This is a genomic window from Microbulbifer hydrolyticus (assembly GCF_009931115.1).
GTDB lineage: Bacteria > Pseudomonadota > Gammaproteobacteria > Pseudomonadales > Cellvibrionaceae > Microbulbifer > Microbulbifer hydrolyticus.
Window position 1 is genome coordinate 4,060,915 of sequence record NZ_CP047491.1, and the last position, 16,390, is coordinate 4,077,304.

Consider the following 16,390-nt stretch of genomic DNA (forward strand, 5'->3'; position numbering starts at 1 on the left):
CGCCTAGATCACATCGGCCAGTTGTTGTTCCGCCTCGGGGATTTGGATTTGGCCGGACAGAAGCTTGGGCAATAGCGAATTTCTAAGCTGCTCCAACTGATCTATCTGGGCTTTGTTCAAACATTCTTTATTGCGTAGACTACTAACTCTACTTTCGAAAGCTGCCACAATTTCTTTCGAGCCAAAGTAAACTTTCAACGCTCTAAAATCAGTCTTATTGAACTTTGGCTGTGCGCTTCCACCTACAATTCCAGATATTTGGTGCTGACCAAAATCGCTTTCAAAATAGAGATGTAAAAAATTACCCATATTCTCTGAGCGTAAAGCAATAGCATTACTACCTAGAGTCATCGGCCGATTCATCCATACTGGCGGTCGAAAAACGGTGCCTGTATCTCCGACATTAGAAATTATTACTTCATCACCTGTAAGGACCGTTTTCTTTAAGAAAGAATATGAATCTCTATCTACATATTTCGCCTTTTCTTGTGAAAAATTGTTTTTAAAATCTGTAGTTCTTACATAAAGCGCATACTCAGAGTCATCATATAGCGTCACATTCTGCTTTAATGCCGCAAAGCTTCCATTGGCCACATAGTCTGTCACTTCTACAAACTCTTTAATAAGCTTTCCGTCCCAGCCCTCAGGTATCCAGCCCATTTCTTCGCTAAAGACAAAACTGCTGGGGAACAGCTGCTGAATCTTGGCCGGCAGTGGCTGCTGGGGGTTTTCGCGCAGTGCGCGGCGGCGTTCGGCTCTGGCTTGCAGGGCTTCGGGTATGGGGTGACCGGCGGCGAGGGCGTTGTCGATAACCGGATCAAAATCCACAAACCAGCTTTTAAACAGCGCCTGGGCCATGGATTCCAGGGTGGTGTTGATTTGGCGGTTGAGCTCGATTTTGTCGTCGAGATTTCTACCGTAGTCTACGATTTGATCTTGTACATCTCGGGGTGGCACGGGTACTTCTAGCTTCGCTAGATCCGAACCAGTAATACCCGAAACAGCCACCTGCCTCAAAATTGTACCTAGTAGCCATTTGCCAAATGGAGAATTAAAGAGGTAAAAATAAAATTCAGGGCTTGCGACCTCCTGGTTCAGGCGCGCCCTGATGATTGATGACTCGAATGTAGTTGGCTCGTCTAAGGAAAGTATTACGCAACACTTACCAGCGCCCTCCGCTGTGAGTGAACGGCGTGCAAAAATCAGGTCACCTTCTTTCAAGACTGATTTTTCGAGTTCTTTACTAGTAAGCTCCACTCGCTTCATTTGCAAACCACTCTTGATACGCGGATTTGCAAACAGTTCACCCATGTTTATAACCTTGCAGCCACGCCCATGAAACTCTTTCTTTTTGTATATTCCGTTTCTTAGTGGCTGCTTTAGAATTTCTTCAAACTTCATCCAGCGCCAGTTTTGAGGCAGGTCAGCCAGCATAACCCAATCCCTCCAGATTGCGTTTAATCACCGCGTCCAGCTTTTCCGCTTCCGCCATCTGCCGGAACAGAGTCTGGGTCAGATCGCGCATCTTCTCTTCAAACAGCTCGCCGTCGTCCTCCACCTCGGCGGCGCCCACATAGCGGCCGGGCGTCAGCACATAGTCGTTGCCCTTGATATCGTCGAGAGTGGCGACCTTGCAGAAACCGGGAATATCCGTGTATTCGCCGTCTTTGGCCTCGCCGCGCCAGGCGTGGTAGGTGCGGGCGATCTCGGCGATATCGTCGGCGGTCAGCTCCTTGTGGATGCGGCTGATCATGCTGCCCATATTGCGCGCGTCGATAAACAGCGTCTCGCCCTCGCGGTTGCGGTGGTTGCTGTCCTCGCGGCCGGGGATCACTTCGGCCTTTTTGTTCTTGGTGATAAACCACAGGCACACCGGAATCTGGGTGGTATAGAACAGCTGGCCGGGCAGCGCAATCATGCAGTCCACCAGATCGTTTTCGATGATCTTCTTGCGAATTTCCCCCTCGCCCTTGGTGTTGGTGCTCATGGAGCCGTTGGCCAGCACAAAGCCGGCGACGCCGTTCTCGCTGAGCTTGCTGATCATGTGCAGGATCCAGCCGTAGTTGGCGTTGCCGGTGGGTGGCACCTCGTAACCGGCCCAGCGCGGGTCGTCGGTGAGTTCATCGGGGCCGCGCCACTCCTTCAGGTTGAACGGCGGGTTGGCCATGATGAAGTCGGCCTTGAGGTCCGGGTGCTGGTCCTTGAAGAAAGTGTCGGCGGGCACCTCGCCCAGATTGGCGCTGATACCGCGAATGGCCAGGTTCATCTTCGCCAGCTTGTAGGTGGTGCTGGTCTGCTCCTGGCCGTAGATGGAGATGTCTTTCTTGTTGCCCTGATGGTTCTCGACGAACTTCACCGACTGCACAAACATACCGCCGGAGCCGCAGCAGGGGTCGTAGATCTTGCCGTGGTAGGGCTCGATCATTTCCGCCAGCAGGTTGACCACACACTTGGGGGTATAGAACTCGCCGCCGCCCTTGCCCTCGGTGGCGGCGAAGTTGCCGAGGAAGTATTCGTACACGCGGCCGACGATGTCCACCTCACTGGCAGCACGATCTCCCTCGCCGCTGTCGCTTTCCTGCTCCACCACCGTGTCGATATTGTTGATGGAGTCGATCAGCGCCGCCAGCTTGCTGCCATCCAGCCCCAGGCGGGAGAAGTAGTTATCCGGCAGCGCGCCCTTGAGCGCCTTGTTGTTCTTCTCCACCGTGTAGAGGGCGGTGTCGATCTTGATGGCGATATCGTCCTGCTTGGCGTTCTGGGCGATATAGTCCCAGCGCGCTTCGGCCGGCAGGTAGAAGACGTTCTTCATGGTGTAGAACTCCACCATGTCCACATAGTCGCCCTGCCCCTCGGCGATCAGCTCGCGCTTGCGCTGCTCGAACTTGTCGCTGATGAACTTGAGGAAGATCAGCGACAGCACCACGTGCTTGTATTCGGAGGACTCCACGCTACCGCGCAGCTTGTCGGCGGTGTCCCAGAGGGTTTGTTCAAACGATTTCTGCGGCTTGGCGGCGGCTTTTCTGCCCGCTTTCTTACCTGTGACTGCTTTGGCCATGGGGGTTCTCTGGGTAGTCTTTTGTATTTGTTGGGTGTGGCTGGCGCACAGTGTGAGGCGAGACCGACTGGTCGAGCAGGGTTGTGCGCTGCATCAAACTGAATTCGTTAAATAGTCCGCCAGATTACCAAAATGGGGCACTGGCGGCGACCGGCTATGACCGTACTTTGCGGGATTGGAAGGAGCCCAGTGGGGAAGTGACGGCAAGATTATCTGTTGTATTTTTGTACAGCCCAACCCTAACTAGCCAGCATCGAGGGTGAGTACGACTTTGCCGATAGACGCGCCGCTGCGCAGCTTCTCTATCGCCTCGTGCGCCTCCGCGAAGTCAAATTCATGCCCCACATGGGGAGCGGGTAAATCTAGCTCAGCACAACCATCCAGCAACTCCGCAAACAGCGCCTGCTCCTGCCACAACCAGATCAGATTGAAGGCCAGAACCGATTTGTTGCTACTGATCATGTCCATCACATCGTAACGGGGGCGCTTGAGATACAGCCATGCTGCTTTCAGCCAGTTGGGTCTGTCGCCCGGGGTAAACTCCGCCGCACCGAACACCACCAGGCGGCCGGTGGGCGCCAGTGCGGCGAAAGAATCCTTTTGAATTTTGCCGCCGATACCATCGAGTACGGCGTGCAGGGGTCTGCCGTTGAGCTGCTCGTGCAACTGTTTGGCAAAATCATCGCCCCGCACAATGACCTCATCAAAGCCGTGCTCGGCGAGGAACCGTCGTTTGCTTTCCGAGCTCACGGTGCCAACGGGAGTTGCGCCCATGGCTTTTGTCATTCGCATCGCCTGAAGCCCAACGCCGCCGGCGGCACTCTGGATCAACACGAGCTGATCGGGCTTTACCGCGGCGAGATTGGTGAGGGCATAGTAGGCGGTCAGGCTCTGGGCGGGAAAGGCTGCACCCTCGGCGAAGCTCCAGGCGTCGGGAATCTTTCGACAGTGTTGCGGAGGAACATCGACCACCGAGGCATAACCGCCGAAACGGGTACATCCGTAGACCCGATCTCCCACTTTCAAATCGGTTTGTGCAGTTTTTCCCAGCCCGGAAACCACCCCCGAAAACTCCAGCCCGGGAATAAAGCTGCCCTCGGGTGTTGCCGAATAAAGTCCGGTGAGTGCAAAAATATCGGCAAAGTTCAGACCGACGGCGCGCACCTGAATCCGGATATTATCGTCTGCCAGACGCGCAAGCGGCTCCTCCAGCAGCTTGAGACTGCTGATGGCTCCCGCCTTTTCGGTGCGCCAGACTTTCCGGGTCTCGATCATTCGTAGGTCACCTTTGCCGCTTCACACTGCAAAGTCGCGTATTCGCGGTATGCCGCTAACACCATGTAACTTAGTCCGCCTGAACACTGTTGACAGCGGGTTGCGCACTGGCAAGCGCGCTCGCCGTCTTTACCAGACGGACAAATTCGGCGCGATCACCGCTGAAATCCTCGCCGCGGGCAAGCTGCGCCAAAGCGGCGACGTCGTCATAGTCGAACTCGCTCAAGGGTTCCGCGCGCAGCAGCAAACCAAAACCGGCTACGGCGGTGGCGAATTGAAGGTCAACCTGGGCTTCAGATAATGGTTTTACCTGCGGTGCGAGGTTCCAAACCTTGAGCGTGCTTTCTTCCTGGCCGGGCTTTTTATAACGCACTTTTACCGTGGCCAACTCATCACGGATCGCAGTCTGCGGCTCGGTTGAGTTACCTCCGTAACGCAGCGGGTCCACCCGCGGCGTATCGCCAGCCAGTGTCAGCTCGTAAAGCGCCACGACCGAGTGGCCGGCACCGATATCGCCGGAGTCTTTGGCATCGTTGTTGAAATCTTCGCGGTTGAGGCGACGGTTCTCATAACCGAGCAGACGATATTCTTGCACACGAGCGGGATTGAACTCCACCTGCACCTTGGCATCTTTGGCGACGGTAAACAGCGTGCCCGAGAGCTGCTCCACCAGCACGCGATTGGCTTCGTAAATTGTATCGATATAGGCGTAGCTGCCGTCGCCGACGTTGGTGAGCTGCTCGACAATTTCCTCACGGTAGTTACCCATACCAAAGCCGAGGGCACTGAACTGCACACCACTTTTGCGACCACGCGCTATGCGCTGCTTGAGCGTTTCCACATCGCTGATACCGACATTGAAATCGCCATCGGTAGCCAGCAGGATGCGGTTGACCCCGTCTTGCTTGAATGCCTGTTTTGCAACCGAGTAGGCAAGCTCGATTCCTCCGGCCCCATTGGTGGAGCCACCCGCCTGCAGGCGATCGATGGCCTGCAGGATCCTGGTTTTCTGGTCACCGGGCGTCGGTTCCAACACCAGGCCCGCACTACCCGCATAGGTCACAATGCTTACCGAGTCTTCTGCACGCAGCTGTTTGGCCAGCAGGCGGTAGGCCTGCTGCAGTAATGGCAACTTGTTCGGCTGAGCCATGGAACCGGAAGAGTCGATCAGGAACACCAGATTGACTGGCGGCACCTTGTCCATAGGTATCTCGCGTGCTTTCACGCCGATGGAAAACAGCGCGCGCTCCGCGTCCCACGGTGCGCGTGAGAGGTCAAAGTGCACGGAAAAGTCGCCACCCTCAGGGGGCCTGCTCGCATTTCCGGAGTCAGCGAAGTCGTAGTTGAAATAATTGACCAGCTCTTCAAGACGCACCGCATCCCTGGGTGGCAGCTGTCCGGCGCTCAGGAATCGGCGCACATTGCTGTAGCCACCGGTGTCCACGTCCAGGGCAAAGGTGGACACCGGTTCTTCACGCACCAGTTTTACCTGGCGGGTCTCCAGCTTCTGATATTTTTCTTGCTCAGGTTCCGGATGGAGTATGGGTACCGGGCTTTGCTCGACGACATATGCTGCAGTATCGTCCGTGTCGATTGAAGTGCAGGCGGCAATTGCCAGCGTCAGGGCGGTGGTCAGTATCAGTGGGGTGGCCAATCGAATGTTCATAAAGTCCCTCTTGATGTGTATTCCCGGGCTGTGGACCGAGTTTCGCAAGGCCCATCAACAATTGCCAGCTTGAGTGGCCAAACGGTCGCAAACGGGTTTGTTCGCACGCGGCCATTCCTGTATAACCATACAGTTCAGGGTGATCGCAAAGCCCGTTCGAAACGTTCAATTTCAAGCGCTGATTCCACCCCCATGGCCGATCCCATCGAACTGGCACCGGATTATTACCTCGGCAACTTCCACGCACTGGTGGACTTTGTGGTGGCGCGCTATGAAAACCTGCTGTCAGATTCAGAGCGCCATTTTTACAACGAGTTTCGCGCGCTGAACACCGACAGCCAGCGGCTGTATGTGCGGCTGCTCTCCCGCAAAGGTGTCGCCTCCAGCGCCGGTGCCCTGTTCCGCCTGCACAAGCTCGCCTACGACGAGATCGGTGACCTGCCCACGGCCGCGGAAGCCCTGGTCAATGCCGATCTGCTACAGCGCGACCCGCCCCTCCCGCTGGCGGAACTGCTGCCGCTGTTTACCAAGAGCGAGCTGTCCGACAGCAGCATCGAAGTATTGCCAAAGGCGCTGAAGCGCGCGGCACTGGAGCAGGCGCTGCTACAGCAGGACGCCGATGCGGTGCGGTCGCAACTAACCGACAGCGAAACGGTGCTGGCGGTACAGGGGGCGGAACATTTCCAGACCTTCAAACTGCTGTTTTTCGGCAACCTGAACCAGGATCTCACGGACTATGTGCTGCGGGACCTGGGGCTGTTCCGCTATGAGCAGTATCCGCTGGAGCGCGAACAGCTGCCGTTCCAGACCCGCGCGCAGCTGGAGCAACACCTGCGCTATTACGACTGCGTAAAGGAGGCAGAGTTCGCCCTGGTCGGCGGAATCGACGAGATCACCGCACTCGCAGCACAATTGCCAGAGGGCATCGACGGTGATAGCACCCTGCACCGCCGCCTGGATCGCCTGCGCCTGACGCTGGCCCGGCAACTGGAACGACTCGACGCGCTGAGCGAGGCCGACCACCTGTATCGCCAGTGCAGCCGCCCGCCGGCCCGCGAGCGTCGGGCGCGCATCGCGATTGCGCGCGGTGACACTCCGCAGGGGCTCGCGCTTTGCCGCGAGATTCTTGCCGCCCCCCACCACGAGGAAGAGCGCGAATTCGCCGAGCGCTTCGGCTTCCGCACCGCAAAAAAAGCCGGAGAGACCGAAGGCTGGGTCGCGCCGCAGCGACATGTTCCGCCCACGGAAACCGTGGCCCTGCCAGCCGCTCGGCAGCGGGTGGAGACTCTCGCCGCCGACCATCTCGTGCAGCGCGCGCCGGGCAACCAGTGCTTTTATGTGGAAAACACCCTGATAAACGGGGTGCTCGGGCTGTATGTGTGGGACATCCTGTTTGCCCCGGTGCCCGGTGCCTTTTTCAATCCGTTCCAGATTGCCCCGAGTGATTTTCGCAGCGCAGATTTTTATCCACAGCGTCGCGCCGCGTTTGAACAGCGCCTGGCAGCGCTCAACGAGAAATCTCTGAAGCAGCGGGTGTGGCGGCACTACCACGACAAGTGGGGTATCGCCAATCCGCTGACCGCCTGGGACGCCCTGCCGGAATCCCTGCTGACGCTGGCACTGGAGCGGATTCCGGTACCGCACTGGCAGGTCTTGTTCCGCCGGCTGTTGGGCGATATCGCCCACCACCGCAGTGGGCTGCCCGACCTGATCCTGTTTCCGGAGCAGGGCAACTACGAGCTGGTGGAGGTCAAAGGCCCCGGCGATCGCCTGCAACAAAACCAGCAGCGCTGGCTGGCCTTTTTCGCCAGACACCAGATACCGCATCGTGTACTGCATGTAGAGTGGACAGCGCAGTGAGCGAGACCGGAACCGAGACACAAGTGCAAACCGGACGCGACGATACGCTGTCGCTGTCCGTCGGTGATCTGGTGGCTTTTGCCTGCCGCACCGGAGATCTGGTGCTTGAGAGCGCCGGTGGCCCCACCGCAATTGAGGGCATCCGCGCCCATCAGCGACTGCAGAAAAAACGCCCCGCGGGCAGTGAGGCCGAATACCCGTTGCAGGTAACGCTGAAGCAGGATGGATACAAGGTGGCTCTGCGGGGCCGCGTCGACATACTGCACCCCCAGCCCGACCTGCATCACCCGGTGCAACTGGATGAAATCAAAACTACCTACGTGCCGCCGCAAAAGCTGGCGGTATCCGCGCGCTCGCTGCACTGGGCCCAGCTGAAGATCTACGGCTTCTGTTACGGACTGCAGCAAGCGTTCGGCGACGACGACCCGGTCGCGCTGCAAATGCTCTGGCACAATCTCAAGGAAAAAAAGACTTATCCGGAATTGCAGGTGTTCCGCTGGGGCGAGCTGGAGATGTTTGCCAGAAGCGCGCTGTCTGAATACCTGCAGTGGCACCGTCGCTGGCAAGCGCACCGGCAACAGGTGCGCGCTTCCGCTCGCGCACTGCAATTCCCCTTTGCGGAATACCGTGACGGCCAGCGCACGCTGGCGGTGGCCGCCTACCGCTGCCTGCGCGACGGTGGTGAGCTGGTGGTAGAAGCCCCCACCGGCATCGGCAAGACCATCAGTACCCTGTTCCCGGCAATCAAGGCCATGGGCGAAACGCGGCTCGACCAGCTGGTTTACCTCACCGCAAAAAATTCCGGTCGCCAGGTAGTCCGGGAAACCGCCAGCCGCCTGCACGCCGACGGCCTTTGCCTGTCTGTGCTGGAACTGCAGGCGCGCGACAAAACCTGTGCCTGCAGCCTGGGGCTCTGCAGCCGCGACGACGAGGGTATCTGCCCGCGTACCCGCGGTTTTTTCGATCGACTGCCGGAGGCCCGGCGCCACCTGCTGGGCCAACCTTTATTGACCCCTGAGGTGATCGCCCGGGAGGCGGATCGACTGCAACTGTGCCCATTCGAGCTGTCCCTGCAGATGCTGCCGTGGGCGGACCTGGTGGTGTGCGATTTCAACTATGTGTTCGATCCGCTGGTGCAGATGCAAAGCCTGCGGGACCAGAGTCGACAACGCGCGCTGCTGGTCGACGAGGCGCACAATCTGAGCGACCGCGCCCGCAGTATGTACAGCGCCAGTATCACCCGCAGTGACAGCCGTCGTGCCGCCGCAGACTGTAAAGCATCGCACCCGGGCCTTCGCCGCGCGATTCAGTCACTGGTGCGCGCGCTGGATAAGTGGGTAACTGAAAAGCGGGAACCCCCGCAACCAATACTACCGCCGAGCAGAGCCGGCGAATCGGCAAAATCCGAGCTGTGGATAACACCGTTTGAGGAGGGCTTCCCTGTGGGCGTCAGTGGCGCCGTGCAAAAAGTGCTGATGGTGGTGAGCCAACTGTGGGAGCAAAACCAGTCGCCGCCCGAGGCCATTACCGACTGGCTCCGGTCACTGTTCCGCTTCCAGACCATCGAGCAACTGGCCGCAGAACAGCACCACTGCATTACCCGCGCCGAGAGCCCGGCTAACCCCGACAGCCGCTGGCGGGAACAGGAAGTTGAACTGCTGTGTGTGAATGCCGCCGAGTACCTGCAGCAGGCGTATCAGCAGTTTCACGGGGTAATCGTCTTCTCCGCCACTCTGCGGCCGGCCGGATATATCTATCAGCAGCTGGGTCTGCAACCGGCGTCCCCCTACCTGTCACTGCCCTCGCCGTTTCAGCCCGAGCAGCTGGGCCTGCTGCTCTGCCCCTACGTGGATACCCGCTACCGTGCCCGCCATCAGGCAACGGATGCGCTGGTGGACATGGTTGCGCGCACCTTTCACAGCCGGCCGGGTAATTACCTGGTGTTCTTCCCGTCTTACCGGTTCCTGCAGCAGGTGGTTGAGCGCTTTGCCGCGCTGTTCCCGGAGATTCCGCTGGTACAGCAGTCATCCGGCAGCAGTGATCAGCAGCGCGCCGAATTTCTCGCGCATTTTGGCGAGGGCCGTCGCAGCCTCGGCTTTGCGATCATGGGCGGCGTATTTGGCGAAGGGGTGGATTACGTGGGCGAGCAACTTGTCGGCACCATCGTGGTCGGAGTGGGCCTGCCGCAGGTGAATGAGGAACAGGAATTGCTGCGCGGCGCCGCTGAAGAGCGCGGGGAAAACGGTTTCGATATCGCCTACCGCTACCCGGGCCTGACCCGCGTGCTGCAGACCGCCGGCCGGGTGATCCGCACCGAGTCCGACCGCGGCGTGGTGATTCTGGCGGACTACCGCTTTGCCGATCCTTTTTACCGCAGCCTGTATCCACAGCACTGGCAACCGCAGATCTGCAATAATGGCACCGCACTGACCGACGCACTCGATCAATTCTGGAACCCTTAGTTCGCGAGCACCATGGTGTTAAACCGCAAATTCTATCGCCGCAGCCCACAACAGCGGCCCCAGCATGAAGTCAGTTTCAGTGACGTGCGCAAGCGCTTTGACTTCCGCTCCATCCGCATCGGCCGTTGGGTCACCGAAGCGGAAAAGCAGCGCGCGGCCGGCCTGTTTTACGACGCCCTGGTCGACCTGATGACCATACTGCAGGGCCCGGAGCTGCTGGTATCCCTGCGCGGCACGCTCGCTTTCCAGTACGGCACTGGCGGGCGACCCGGCATTTCCGCCCACTACGAACTGGGCTCGCGCACTTTCGCCCTGGCAAAAAATGCCGGCCCCGGGGCCATTGCCCACGAGTGGTTTCACGCACTGGACCACTACCTGGCCGGCAAGGCTTTCAGCGATACGCCCGCCAATATGTTCGCCTCCGAAGCCTGGCTGCGCGAGGCGACACCAATTCCACACCCGATCAACGATCGCCTGTTTGCCTGCTTCCGGGCGATCATGCTGGATGAGAGCGGGGAAAACCCCAGTGCAATGTTTCGGGCCTCCAAAGCCGCGGACAAGGCCAACGGCTGCATCTACTACGCCGATCCGGCGGAGATGTGCGCGCGCGCATTTGAGGCATTTGTTCAGGACGCGAGTATTTCCAACAATTTCCTGGTGGCGGGCACCAAGGCCAGTGAAGAGGCGAAGGCAGGGCTCTATCCCGACGGCGCACACAGGGCGCGTATCAATCGCGCCTTCTCTGAGTATTTTTCACTATTGGGCTACGCGCTCGGCAGCAAAGCGCAGCCGTGAACGCCTGTCACCCAAACGCCCCGGCGCAAATACCGGGGCGCCGAGGAATCACGATTTATTTTCGGCGATAAATCGATCCATCTGCACTTCCAGCATTTCCATCGGCAGGGCGCCGTTGGCCAGCACCGCATCGTGAAAGGCACGCAGGTCGAACTGGTCTCCCAGGGCTTTTTCCGCTTTCGCACGCAGTTCGCGGATCTTGATCTCGCCCATCTTGTAGGACAGCGCCTGCCCCGGCCAGGAAATATAGCGGTCCACTTCCGCGCGCACATTTGCCCTGGACAGGGAGGTATTGTCGGCGAGGAAGTCCAGCGCCTGCTGGCGGGTCCAGCCCTGGGAGTGGATGCCGGTGTCGATGACCAGGCGGGCGGCGCGCCACATCTCATAGCTGAGGCGACCGAACTGCTGGTAGGCGTTTTCATACACACCCATTTCCACGCCAAGGCGCTCGGTATACAGCGCCCAGCCTTCCCCGTAGGCACTCAGATACAGATTGCGGCGGAAGTTCGGGACATTTTCCAGCTCTTGGGACAACGCACCCTGCAAGTGATGGCCGGGTACCGCCTCGTGCAGGGTCAGCGCCACCAGTTCATACAGCGGGCGCTGATCCAGTGCGTGGGTATTCACCCAGTAAGCGCCTCCGCGTGTGCCGCCGATCGCGGCCGGGTTGTAGGAGGCAGTAGTATAATTGGGCGCGATCTCATCCGGCACCGGCACCACACCGTAGGGCAGGCGCGGCAGCTTGCCGAAAAATTCCGGCAGGCGGTAGTCGATGCGCTTGGCGATGTAGGAGGCTTCCTTCAACAGTTCACGCGGGGTCTCGGCATAGAACTGGGGGTCGGTGCGCAAGAACTCGGTGAACTCCTCGAAACTGCCGCTGAATTTCCCTTCTTTTTTCAACTGCGCGATCAATGCGTTCATTTCGCCACGGATACGCTTCACTTCCGCCAGCCCAATCTGGTGAATTTCCGCAGGGTCCATATCCAGTGTCACGTAGGTTTTGATCGCGTGACGATAGTAGTCCTTGCCCCCGGGCAGATCTTCGACGGCGATGGATTCAGTCGCAGCCGCCATGTAATCTCCCTCGAGGAAGGTCGCCACGCGATCAAAGGCAGGGATGGCAAATTGCTTGATCGCTGCGGCGCCCTGTTTCTGCAGGCGCTTTTTATCTGCATCAGAAAATTTTTCCGGCAGGCTCCTGAATGGCTCATACAAGCTGCTTTTTTCAGGATCGTCGTATACCTGGGCACGCACGGTCGGTGCAATACCTTCGACGACGATTTTGGGCAGTACAAACCTGTCCTTGATGCCCGCACGCATGTTGGCAATGTTCTCATCGAAATAGCGGCCGAAGTCCTGAATGCGCTTGATGTAGTCCTCGTAGTCAGACACCTTGCGCATATTGAGGCCACTGCTGGCATCCAGTGCGGCGCTCCAGAAGCTGTAGAAAGTATTCACAGGTATCCGATCGAGATACTGCTCATTGGATTCCATGGAATTTTTCAGCACCCAGGTCAGCAGGTCGCGATTTACACGCTCCGACGCGGTTAGTTGCGACGAATCTATTTTTTCGAGCCGGGCAACAAACGTCTTTTCTTCTTTCAGGCGACGGCTGCGGTCTTTCTCCGCGACTCCCGGCAAGCGGTCATTGAAGCCCTTCTCGCCCATGCGGCCTGCAGTGATCGGGTCTTCCCGCAAACTGTATTGCCAGTGATCTTCGATAACGTCCCGCAGCTGCTCGCTGGCAGATTCCGCCCTGACTGCGGGACTGACCAGAAATCCAACCACCGCTAGCAAGGAAATCAGGAATGTGGTCGCCCGCAGGAAGGGCGTCAGGATATTGCCAGGCATGGTAGGGACTCCGTCATCTGTTCGCAGTGTGAATATTCCGCGGTTTAAGCGCTCAGCAATACGCGGTGCAGACGCGGAGATAATCACAATGTCAGCCTGCTGACAAATGAAAGTCAGGCAAGGCCGTGGTTGACTTCCATGTTCGCCCGAGACCCTGTGACACAAGGCGCTCCGAGGCAGCATGTCCATATGCGGTGCAAATCCGAACGCTCGCCCAGCCTCGGTGCATGTCAACCATTCAGCCTCACCAGCACTCATTTCAACGACTTATCGCTTTACAAAAGTGTGCGAACGCGATTATCTGTGGGGCGGAACCGCTGTGATCCGGCGGATATAACAATAAGCAGACACCCGGCCGAGCGCCACATAATGGCTGCCACACAGGCGGGTGCGCGGGGAGGACAATGGATAGAAGACGTTTTATCAAACTCGCCGGTGTCGGTGCCGGCGGCATTGCGCTGCCAATATATGGCGCGCAGGTCTCCGCCGAGCAGCTCATCCATGGTGGGATGGACGTGGCCCGGAAAAAGGCCCTCTCCGATACCGTGCTCAACGCCGCGCGCAAGGCCGGCGCCAGCTACACCGATGTCCGCATCGGCCGCTACCTCAACCAGTTCCTGCTGACCCGTGAAACCAATGTCGAGAATATCGTCAATACCGAGTCCTTCGGTGCCGGTATCCGCGTGATCGCCAATGGCACCTGGGGCTTCGCCGCAACCAATGACCTCACCGAGGACGGTATTGCCAGGGCAGCTCGCCAGGCGGTGGCCGTGGCCAAGGCGAACGCCAAATACCAGACCGAGCCTGTGCAGTTGGCCGCCGTCAAAGGGGTTGGCGAGGTTTCCTGGCAGACCCCTATCAAGAAAAATGCCATCGAAGTGCCCATCAGCGAGAAGGTCGACTTCCTGATGAACGTGAACCAGAGTGCGCTAAAGGCCGGTGCCAGCTTTGTCAATTCCGCCCTATACCTGGTGAACGAACAGAAATACTTCGCGTCCAGCGATGGTTCCTACATCGACCAGGATGTCCATCGCCTGTGGGCACCGATGGAGGTGACCGTGGTGGACAAGGAGAGCGGCCAGTTCAAGACCCGCGATGGCCTGAGTACCCCAGTGGGTATGGGATACGAGTATCTCGCAGGGCGCGAGGAAGACAAGATCGCCGGCCCCACCACCCTGTATAAAGACTCCTATGACATGGCGGAAGACGCGGTTCTCGCCGCGGAACAGGCCAAGGTCAAGTTGTCGGCCAAGTCGATCGACCCGGGTAAGTACGATCTGGTACTGGAACCATTACACCTGCGCCTGACCATTCACGAATCCGTCGGGCACCCGCTGGAACTGGACCGTGTTCTCGGTTACGAAGCCAACTACGCTGGCACGTCTTTCGCAACCCTGGACAAGTGGCGCAGCGGCAAATTCCAGTACGGCAGCGACAAGGTCAATATCTTTGCCGACCGCACCCAACCGGGCTCACTCGGCGCCGTTGGCTACGACGATGAGGGGGTGAAGGCCAAGCGCTGGGACCTGATCAAGGATGGCGTGCTGGTGAACTACCAGGCCACCCGCGACCAGGTGCACATGATCGACCAGAAAGAGTCCCACGGCTGTTCCTACGCCGACAGCTGGTCCAGCGTACAGTTCCAGCGCATGCCGAATGTGTCCCTCGCACCGGGCAAGGACAAGTACTCGGTCAAGGACATGATTCGCGATGTGGAAAAAGGTATCTACATCGTGGGGCGCGGCTCCTACTCCATCGACCAGCAGCGTTACAACTTCCAGTTCGGTGGCCAGCTGTTTTATGAAATCAAGAATGGCGAAATTGTCGGCCAGGTAGAGGATGTTGCCTACCAGTCGAATACCCAGGAATTCTGGAATTCCTGTTCTGCCATCTGCGATAGCAGTGATTACCGACTCGGCGGCACCTTCTTCGATGGCAAAGGTCAGCCCAGCCAGGTAAGTGCTGTTTCACACGGGTGCGCGACCAGCCGCTTTGACGACATCAACGTGATCAATACCAAGCGCAAGATCGGCTAAGCGAACAACAATAAATTTTTGGAGCAAAACAAGATGGCAATTTTATCCAGAAGTGAAGCCAAAAACATTCTCGAAAAAGTTCTGAAATACAGCAAGGCCGAGGGTGCCAGTGCGCAGCTGTCCGGCGCCGAGACCGGCAACATCCGCTACGCGCGCAACAGCGTTTCCACCAGCGGTGTCGTCAACGATATCGAACTTGCGGTGGAAGCACGCTTCGGAAAAAAATCCGGTATCGCCACCATCAATGAGTTCAGTGATGCATCACTGGAGAAAGTGATGCGCCGCGCAGAGGAACTGGCCAAGCTGTCACCGGACAACCCGGAATCCATGCCACTGCTGGGCAAGCAGAAATACATGGCCGTCGACGGATTCGCAAAGTCCACCGCTAACATAACCCCGGATCAACGCGCCAAGGCAGCGGCGGACTCCATCAAAGCGGCGATGAAAAAGGACGTTGTTGCCGCAGGTTACCTTGAGGACGCACGCTCGTTCGCTGCGGTGGCCAACACCAACGGCCTGTTTGGCTACCACGCCTCCACCTCTGCCAATTTCACCGTCACCATGCGCACCGAAAACGGTCTCGGCTCCGGCTGGGCACAAAGTGATGTGACCGATTTCCGCGACATGAATACCGCATCCAGCTCCGGTGTCGCAATTGACAAGGCCGTTCTGTCCCAGGAAGCCCGCGCACTGGAACCGGGCAAGTACACCGTGATTCTGGAGCCGAGCGCGGTATCCGGCCTGGTGGCATATATGATGGGTAACTTCGACACCCGCAGTGCCGACGAGGGCCGCAGTTTCCTGAGCAAGAAAGGCGGCGGCAATCGTATTGGCGAGAAGATGTTCGACAAACGCGTACACCTCTACTCCGACCCTTCCGACCGGAATGTACCGGCGCAGCCCTGGTCCGACGATGACCATATGGCGATGCAGCGCGTGGACTGGATCAAGGGTGGCGTGGTGCAAAGCCTTCCCTGCAGCCGCTACTGGGCCGAGCAATCCGAAAGTGCTCCGGTACCCGCGCCGAACAACCTGATCATGGTCGGTGGCGACAAGTCCACCGAGGAGCTGATCAAAAACACCCGCCGCGGTGTGCTGGTAACCCGCACCTGGTATATCCGTATGGTCGACCCGCAGTCGCTGCTGCTGACCGGCCTGACCCGCGACGGAACCTTCTACATCGAGAATGGCAAGATCAAATACCCGATCAAGAATTTCCGCTTTAATGAAAGTCCGGTGATCATGCTGAACAATATTGAAGATATGGGACGTGCGGAGCGCGTCAGCATGTGGGGTGGCCCGGCCATGATTCCCGCACTGAAAGTGCGCGATTTTACCTTCAGCAGCCTTTCCGACGCGGTTTAATTACCTCTGCAGAAAACTAGGA

Annotated in this window: 10 protein-coding genes; 5 read left to right on the forward strand and 5 right to left on the reverse strand. The window is 58.3% G+C overall.

Going from position 1 to position 16,390, the window contains the following annotated elements:
• Positions 1 to 3 precede the first annotated feature (3 nt).
• The 4 genes from GTQ55_RS17120 to GTQ55_RS17135 form a co-directional block, all read right to left on the reverse strand.
• A complete protein-coding gene (locus GTQ55_RS17120; RefSeq protein WP_161859819.1) occupies positions 4 to 1,434 on the reverse strand; it encodes a restriction endonuclease subunit S in 1,431 nt (476 codons plus the stop codon).
• Positions 1,424 to 3,058: a type I restriction-modification system subunit M gene (locus GTQ55_RS17125; RefSeq protein ID WP_161859820.1), complete on the reverse strand. Its 1,635-nt coding sequence runs from the start codon at positions 3,056 to 3,058 to the stop codon at positions 1,424 to 1,426. The genes GTQ55_RS17120 and GTQ55_RS17125 overlap by 11 nt, the downstream gene beginning before the upstream one ends.
• 243 nt (positions 3,059 to 3,301) lie before the next feature.
• Positions 3,302 to 4,333 (reverse strand): zinc-binding dehydrogenase, encoded by a 1,032-nt coding sequence (locus tag GTQ55_RS17130; RefSeq protein ID WP_161859821.1) that lies wholly within the window; start codon positions 4,331 to 4,333, stop codon positions 3,302 to 3,304.
• A 70-nt stretch (positions 4,334 to 4,403) separates the two neighbouring features.
• Positions 4,404 to 5,999 carry a vWA domain-containing protein gene (locus GTQ55_RS17135; RefSeq protein ID WP_161859822.1) on the reverse strand — a complete coding sequence of 532 codons (1,596 nt, stop codon included), beginning with the start codon at positions 5,997 to 5,999 and terminating at the stop codon, positions 4,404 to 4,406.
• A 192-nt stretch (positions 6,000 to 6,191) separates the two neighbouring features.
• Between GTQ55_RS17135 and GTQ55_RS17140 the strand changes: the two genes are divergently transcribed.
• Genes GTQ55_RS17140 through GTQ55_RS17150 form a run of 3 tightly spaced genes read left to right on the forward strand, consistent with a single transcriptional unit; the run spans position 6,192 to position 11,116 of the window.
• A complete protein-coding gene (locus GTQ55_RS17140; RefSeq protein WP_161859823.1) occupies positions 6,192 to 7,859 on the forward strand; it encodes a VRR-NUC domain-containing protein in 1,668 nt (555 codons plus the stop codon).
• Positions 7,856 to 10,321 carry an ATP-dependent DNA helicase gene (locus tag GTQ55_RS17145; protein ID WP_237567741.1) on the forward strand — a complete coding sequence of 822 codons (2,466 nt, stop codon included), beginning with the start codon at positions 7,856 to 7,858 and terminating at the stop codon, positions 10,319 to 10,321. The genes GTQ55_RS17140 and GTQ55_RS17145 overlap by 4 nt, the downstream gene beginning before the upstream one ends.
• Before the next feature lie 12 nt (positions 10,322 to 10,333).
• A complete protein-coding gene (locus GTQ55_RS17150; RefSeq protein WP_161859825.1) occupies positions 10,334 to 11,116 on the forward strand; it encodes a CLCA_X family protein in 783 nt (260 codons plus the stop codon).
• Between the two features lie 48 nt (positions 11,117 to 11,164).
• Here the strand turns inward: GTQ55_RS17150 and GTQ55_RS17155 are convergent, their stop codons facing one another.
• On the reverse strand, positions 11,165 to 12,967 hold the full coding sequence (locus GTQ55_RS17155; RefSeq protein WP_161859826.1) for a DUF885 domain-containing protein: 1,803 nt from the start codon (positions 12,965 to 12,967) through the stop codon (positions 11,165 to 11,167).
• A gap of 404 nt (positions 12,968 to 13,371) precedes the next feature.
• Between GTQ55_RS17155 and GTQ55_RS17160 the strand changes: the two genes are divergently transcribed.
• Together GTQ55_RS17160 and GTQ55_RS17165 are read left to right on the forward strand one after the other, a co-directional pair.
• A complete protein-coding gene (locus GTQ55_RS17160) occupies positions 13,372 to 15,003 on the forward strand; it encodes a TldD/PmbA family protein (protein WP_161859827.1) in 1,632 nt (543 codons plus the stop codon).
• A gap of 33 nt (positions 15,004 to 15,036) precedes the next feature.
• Positions 15,037 to 16,368: a TldD/PmbA family protein gene (locus GTQ55_RS17165; protein ID WP_161859828.1), complete on the forward strand. Its 1,332-nt coding sequence runs from the start codon at positions 15,037 to 15,039 to the stop codon at positions 16,366 to 16,368.
• Positions 16,369 to 16,390 lie beyond the last annotated feature (22 nt).

Coding starts and splice junctions, on each gene's coding strand:
- GTQ55_RS17120 (WP_161859819.1), bottom strand. CDS start 1,434: ATGCTGGCTGACCTGCCTCAAAACTGGCGCTGGATGAAGTTTGAAGAA.
- GTQ55_RS17125 (WP_161859820.1), bottom strand. CDS start 3,058: ATGGCCAAAGCAGTCACAGGTAAGAAAGCGGGCAGAAAAGCCGCCGCC.
- GTQ55_RS17130 (WP_161859821.1), bottom strand. CDS start 4,333: ATGATCGAGACCCGGAAAGTCTGGCGCACCGAAAAGGCGGGAGCCATC.
- GTQ55_RS17135 (WP_161859822.1), bottom strand. CDS start 5,999: ATGAACATTCGATTGGCCACCCCACTGATACTGACCACCGCCCTGACG.
- GTQ55_RS17140 (WP_161859823.1), top strand. CDS start 6,192: ATGGCCGATCCCATCGAACTGGCACCGGATTATTACCTCGGCAACTTC.
- GTQ55_RS17150 (WP_161859825.1), top strand. CDS start 10,334: ATGGTGTTAAACCGCAAATTCTATCGCCGCAGCCCACAACAGCGGCCC.
- GTQ55_RS17155 (WP_161859826.1), bottom strand. CDS start 12,967: ATGCCTGGCAATATCCTGACGCCCTTCCTGCGGGCGACCACATTCCTG.
- GTQ55_RS17160 (WP_161859827.1), top strand. CDS start 13,372: ATGGATAGAAGACGTTTTATCAAACTCGCCGGTGTCGGTGCCGGCGGC.
- GTQ55_RS17165 (WP_161859828.1), top strand. CDS start 15,037: ATGGCAATTTTATCCAGAAGTGAAGCCAAAAACATTCTCGAAAAAGTT.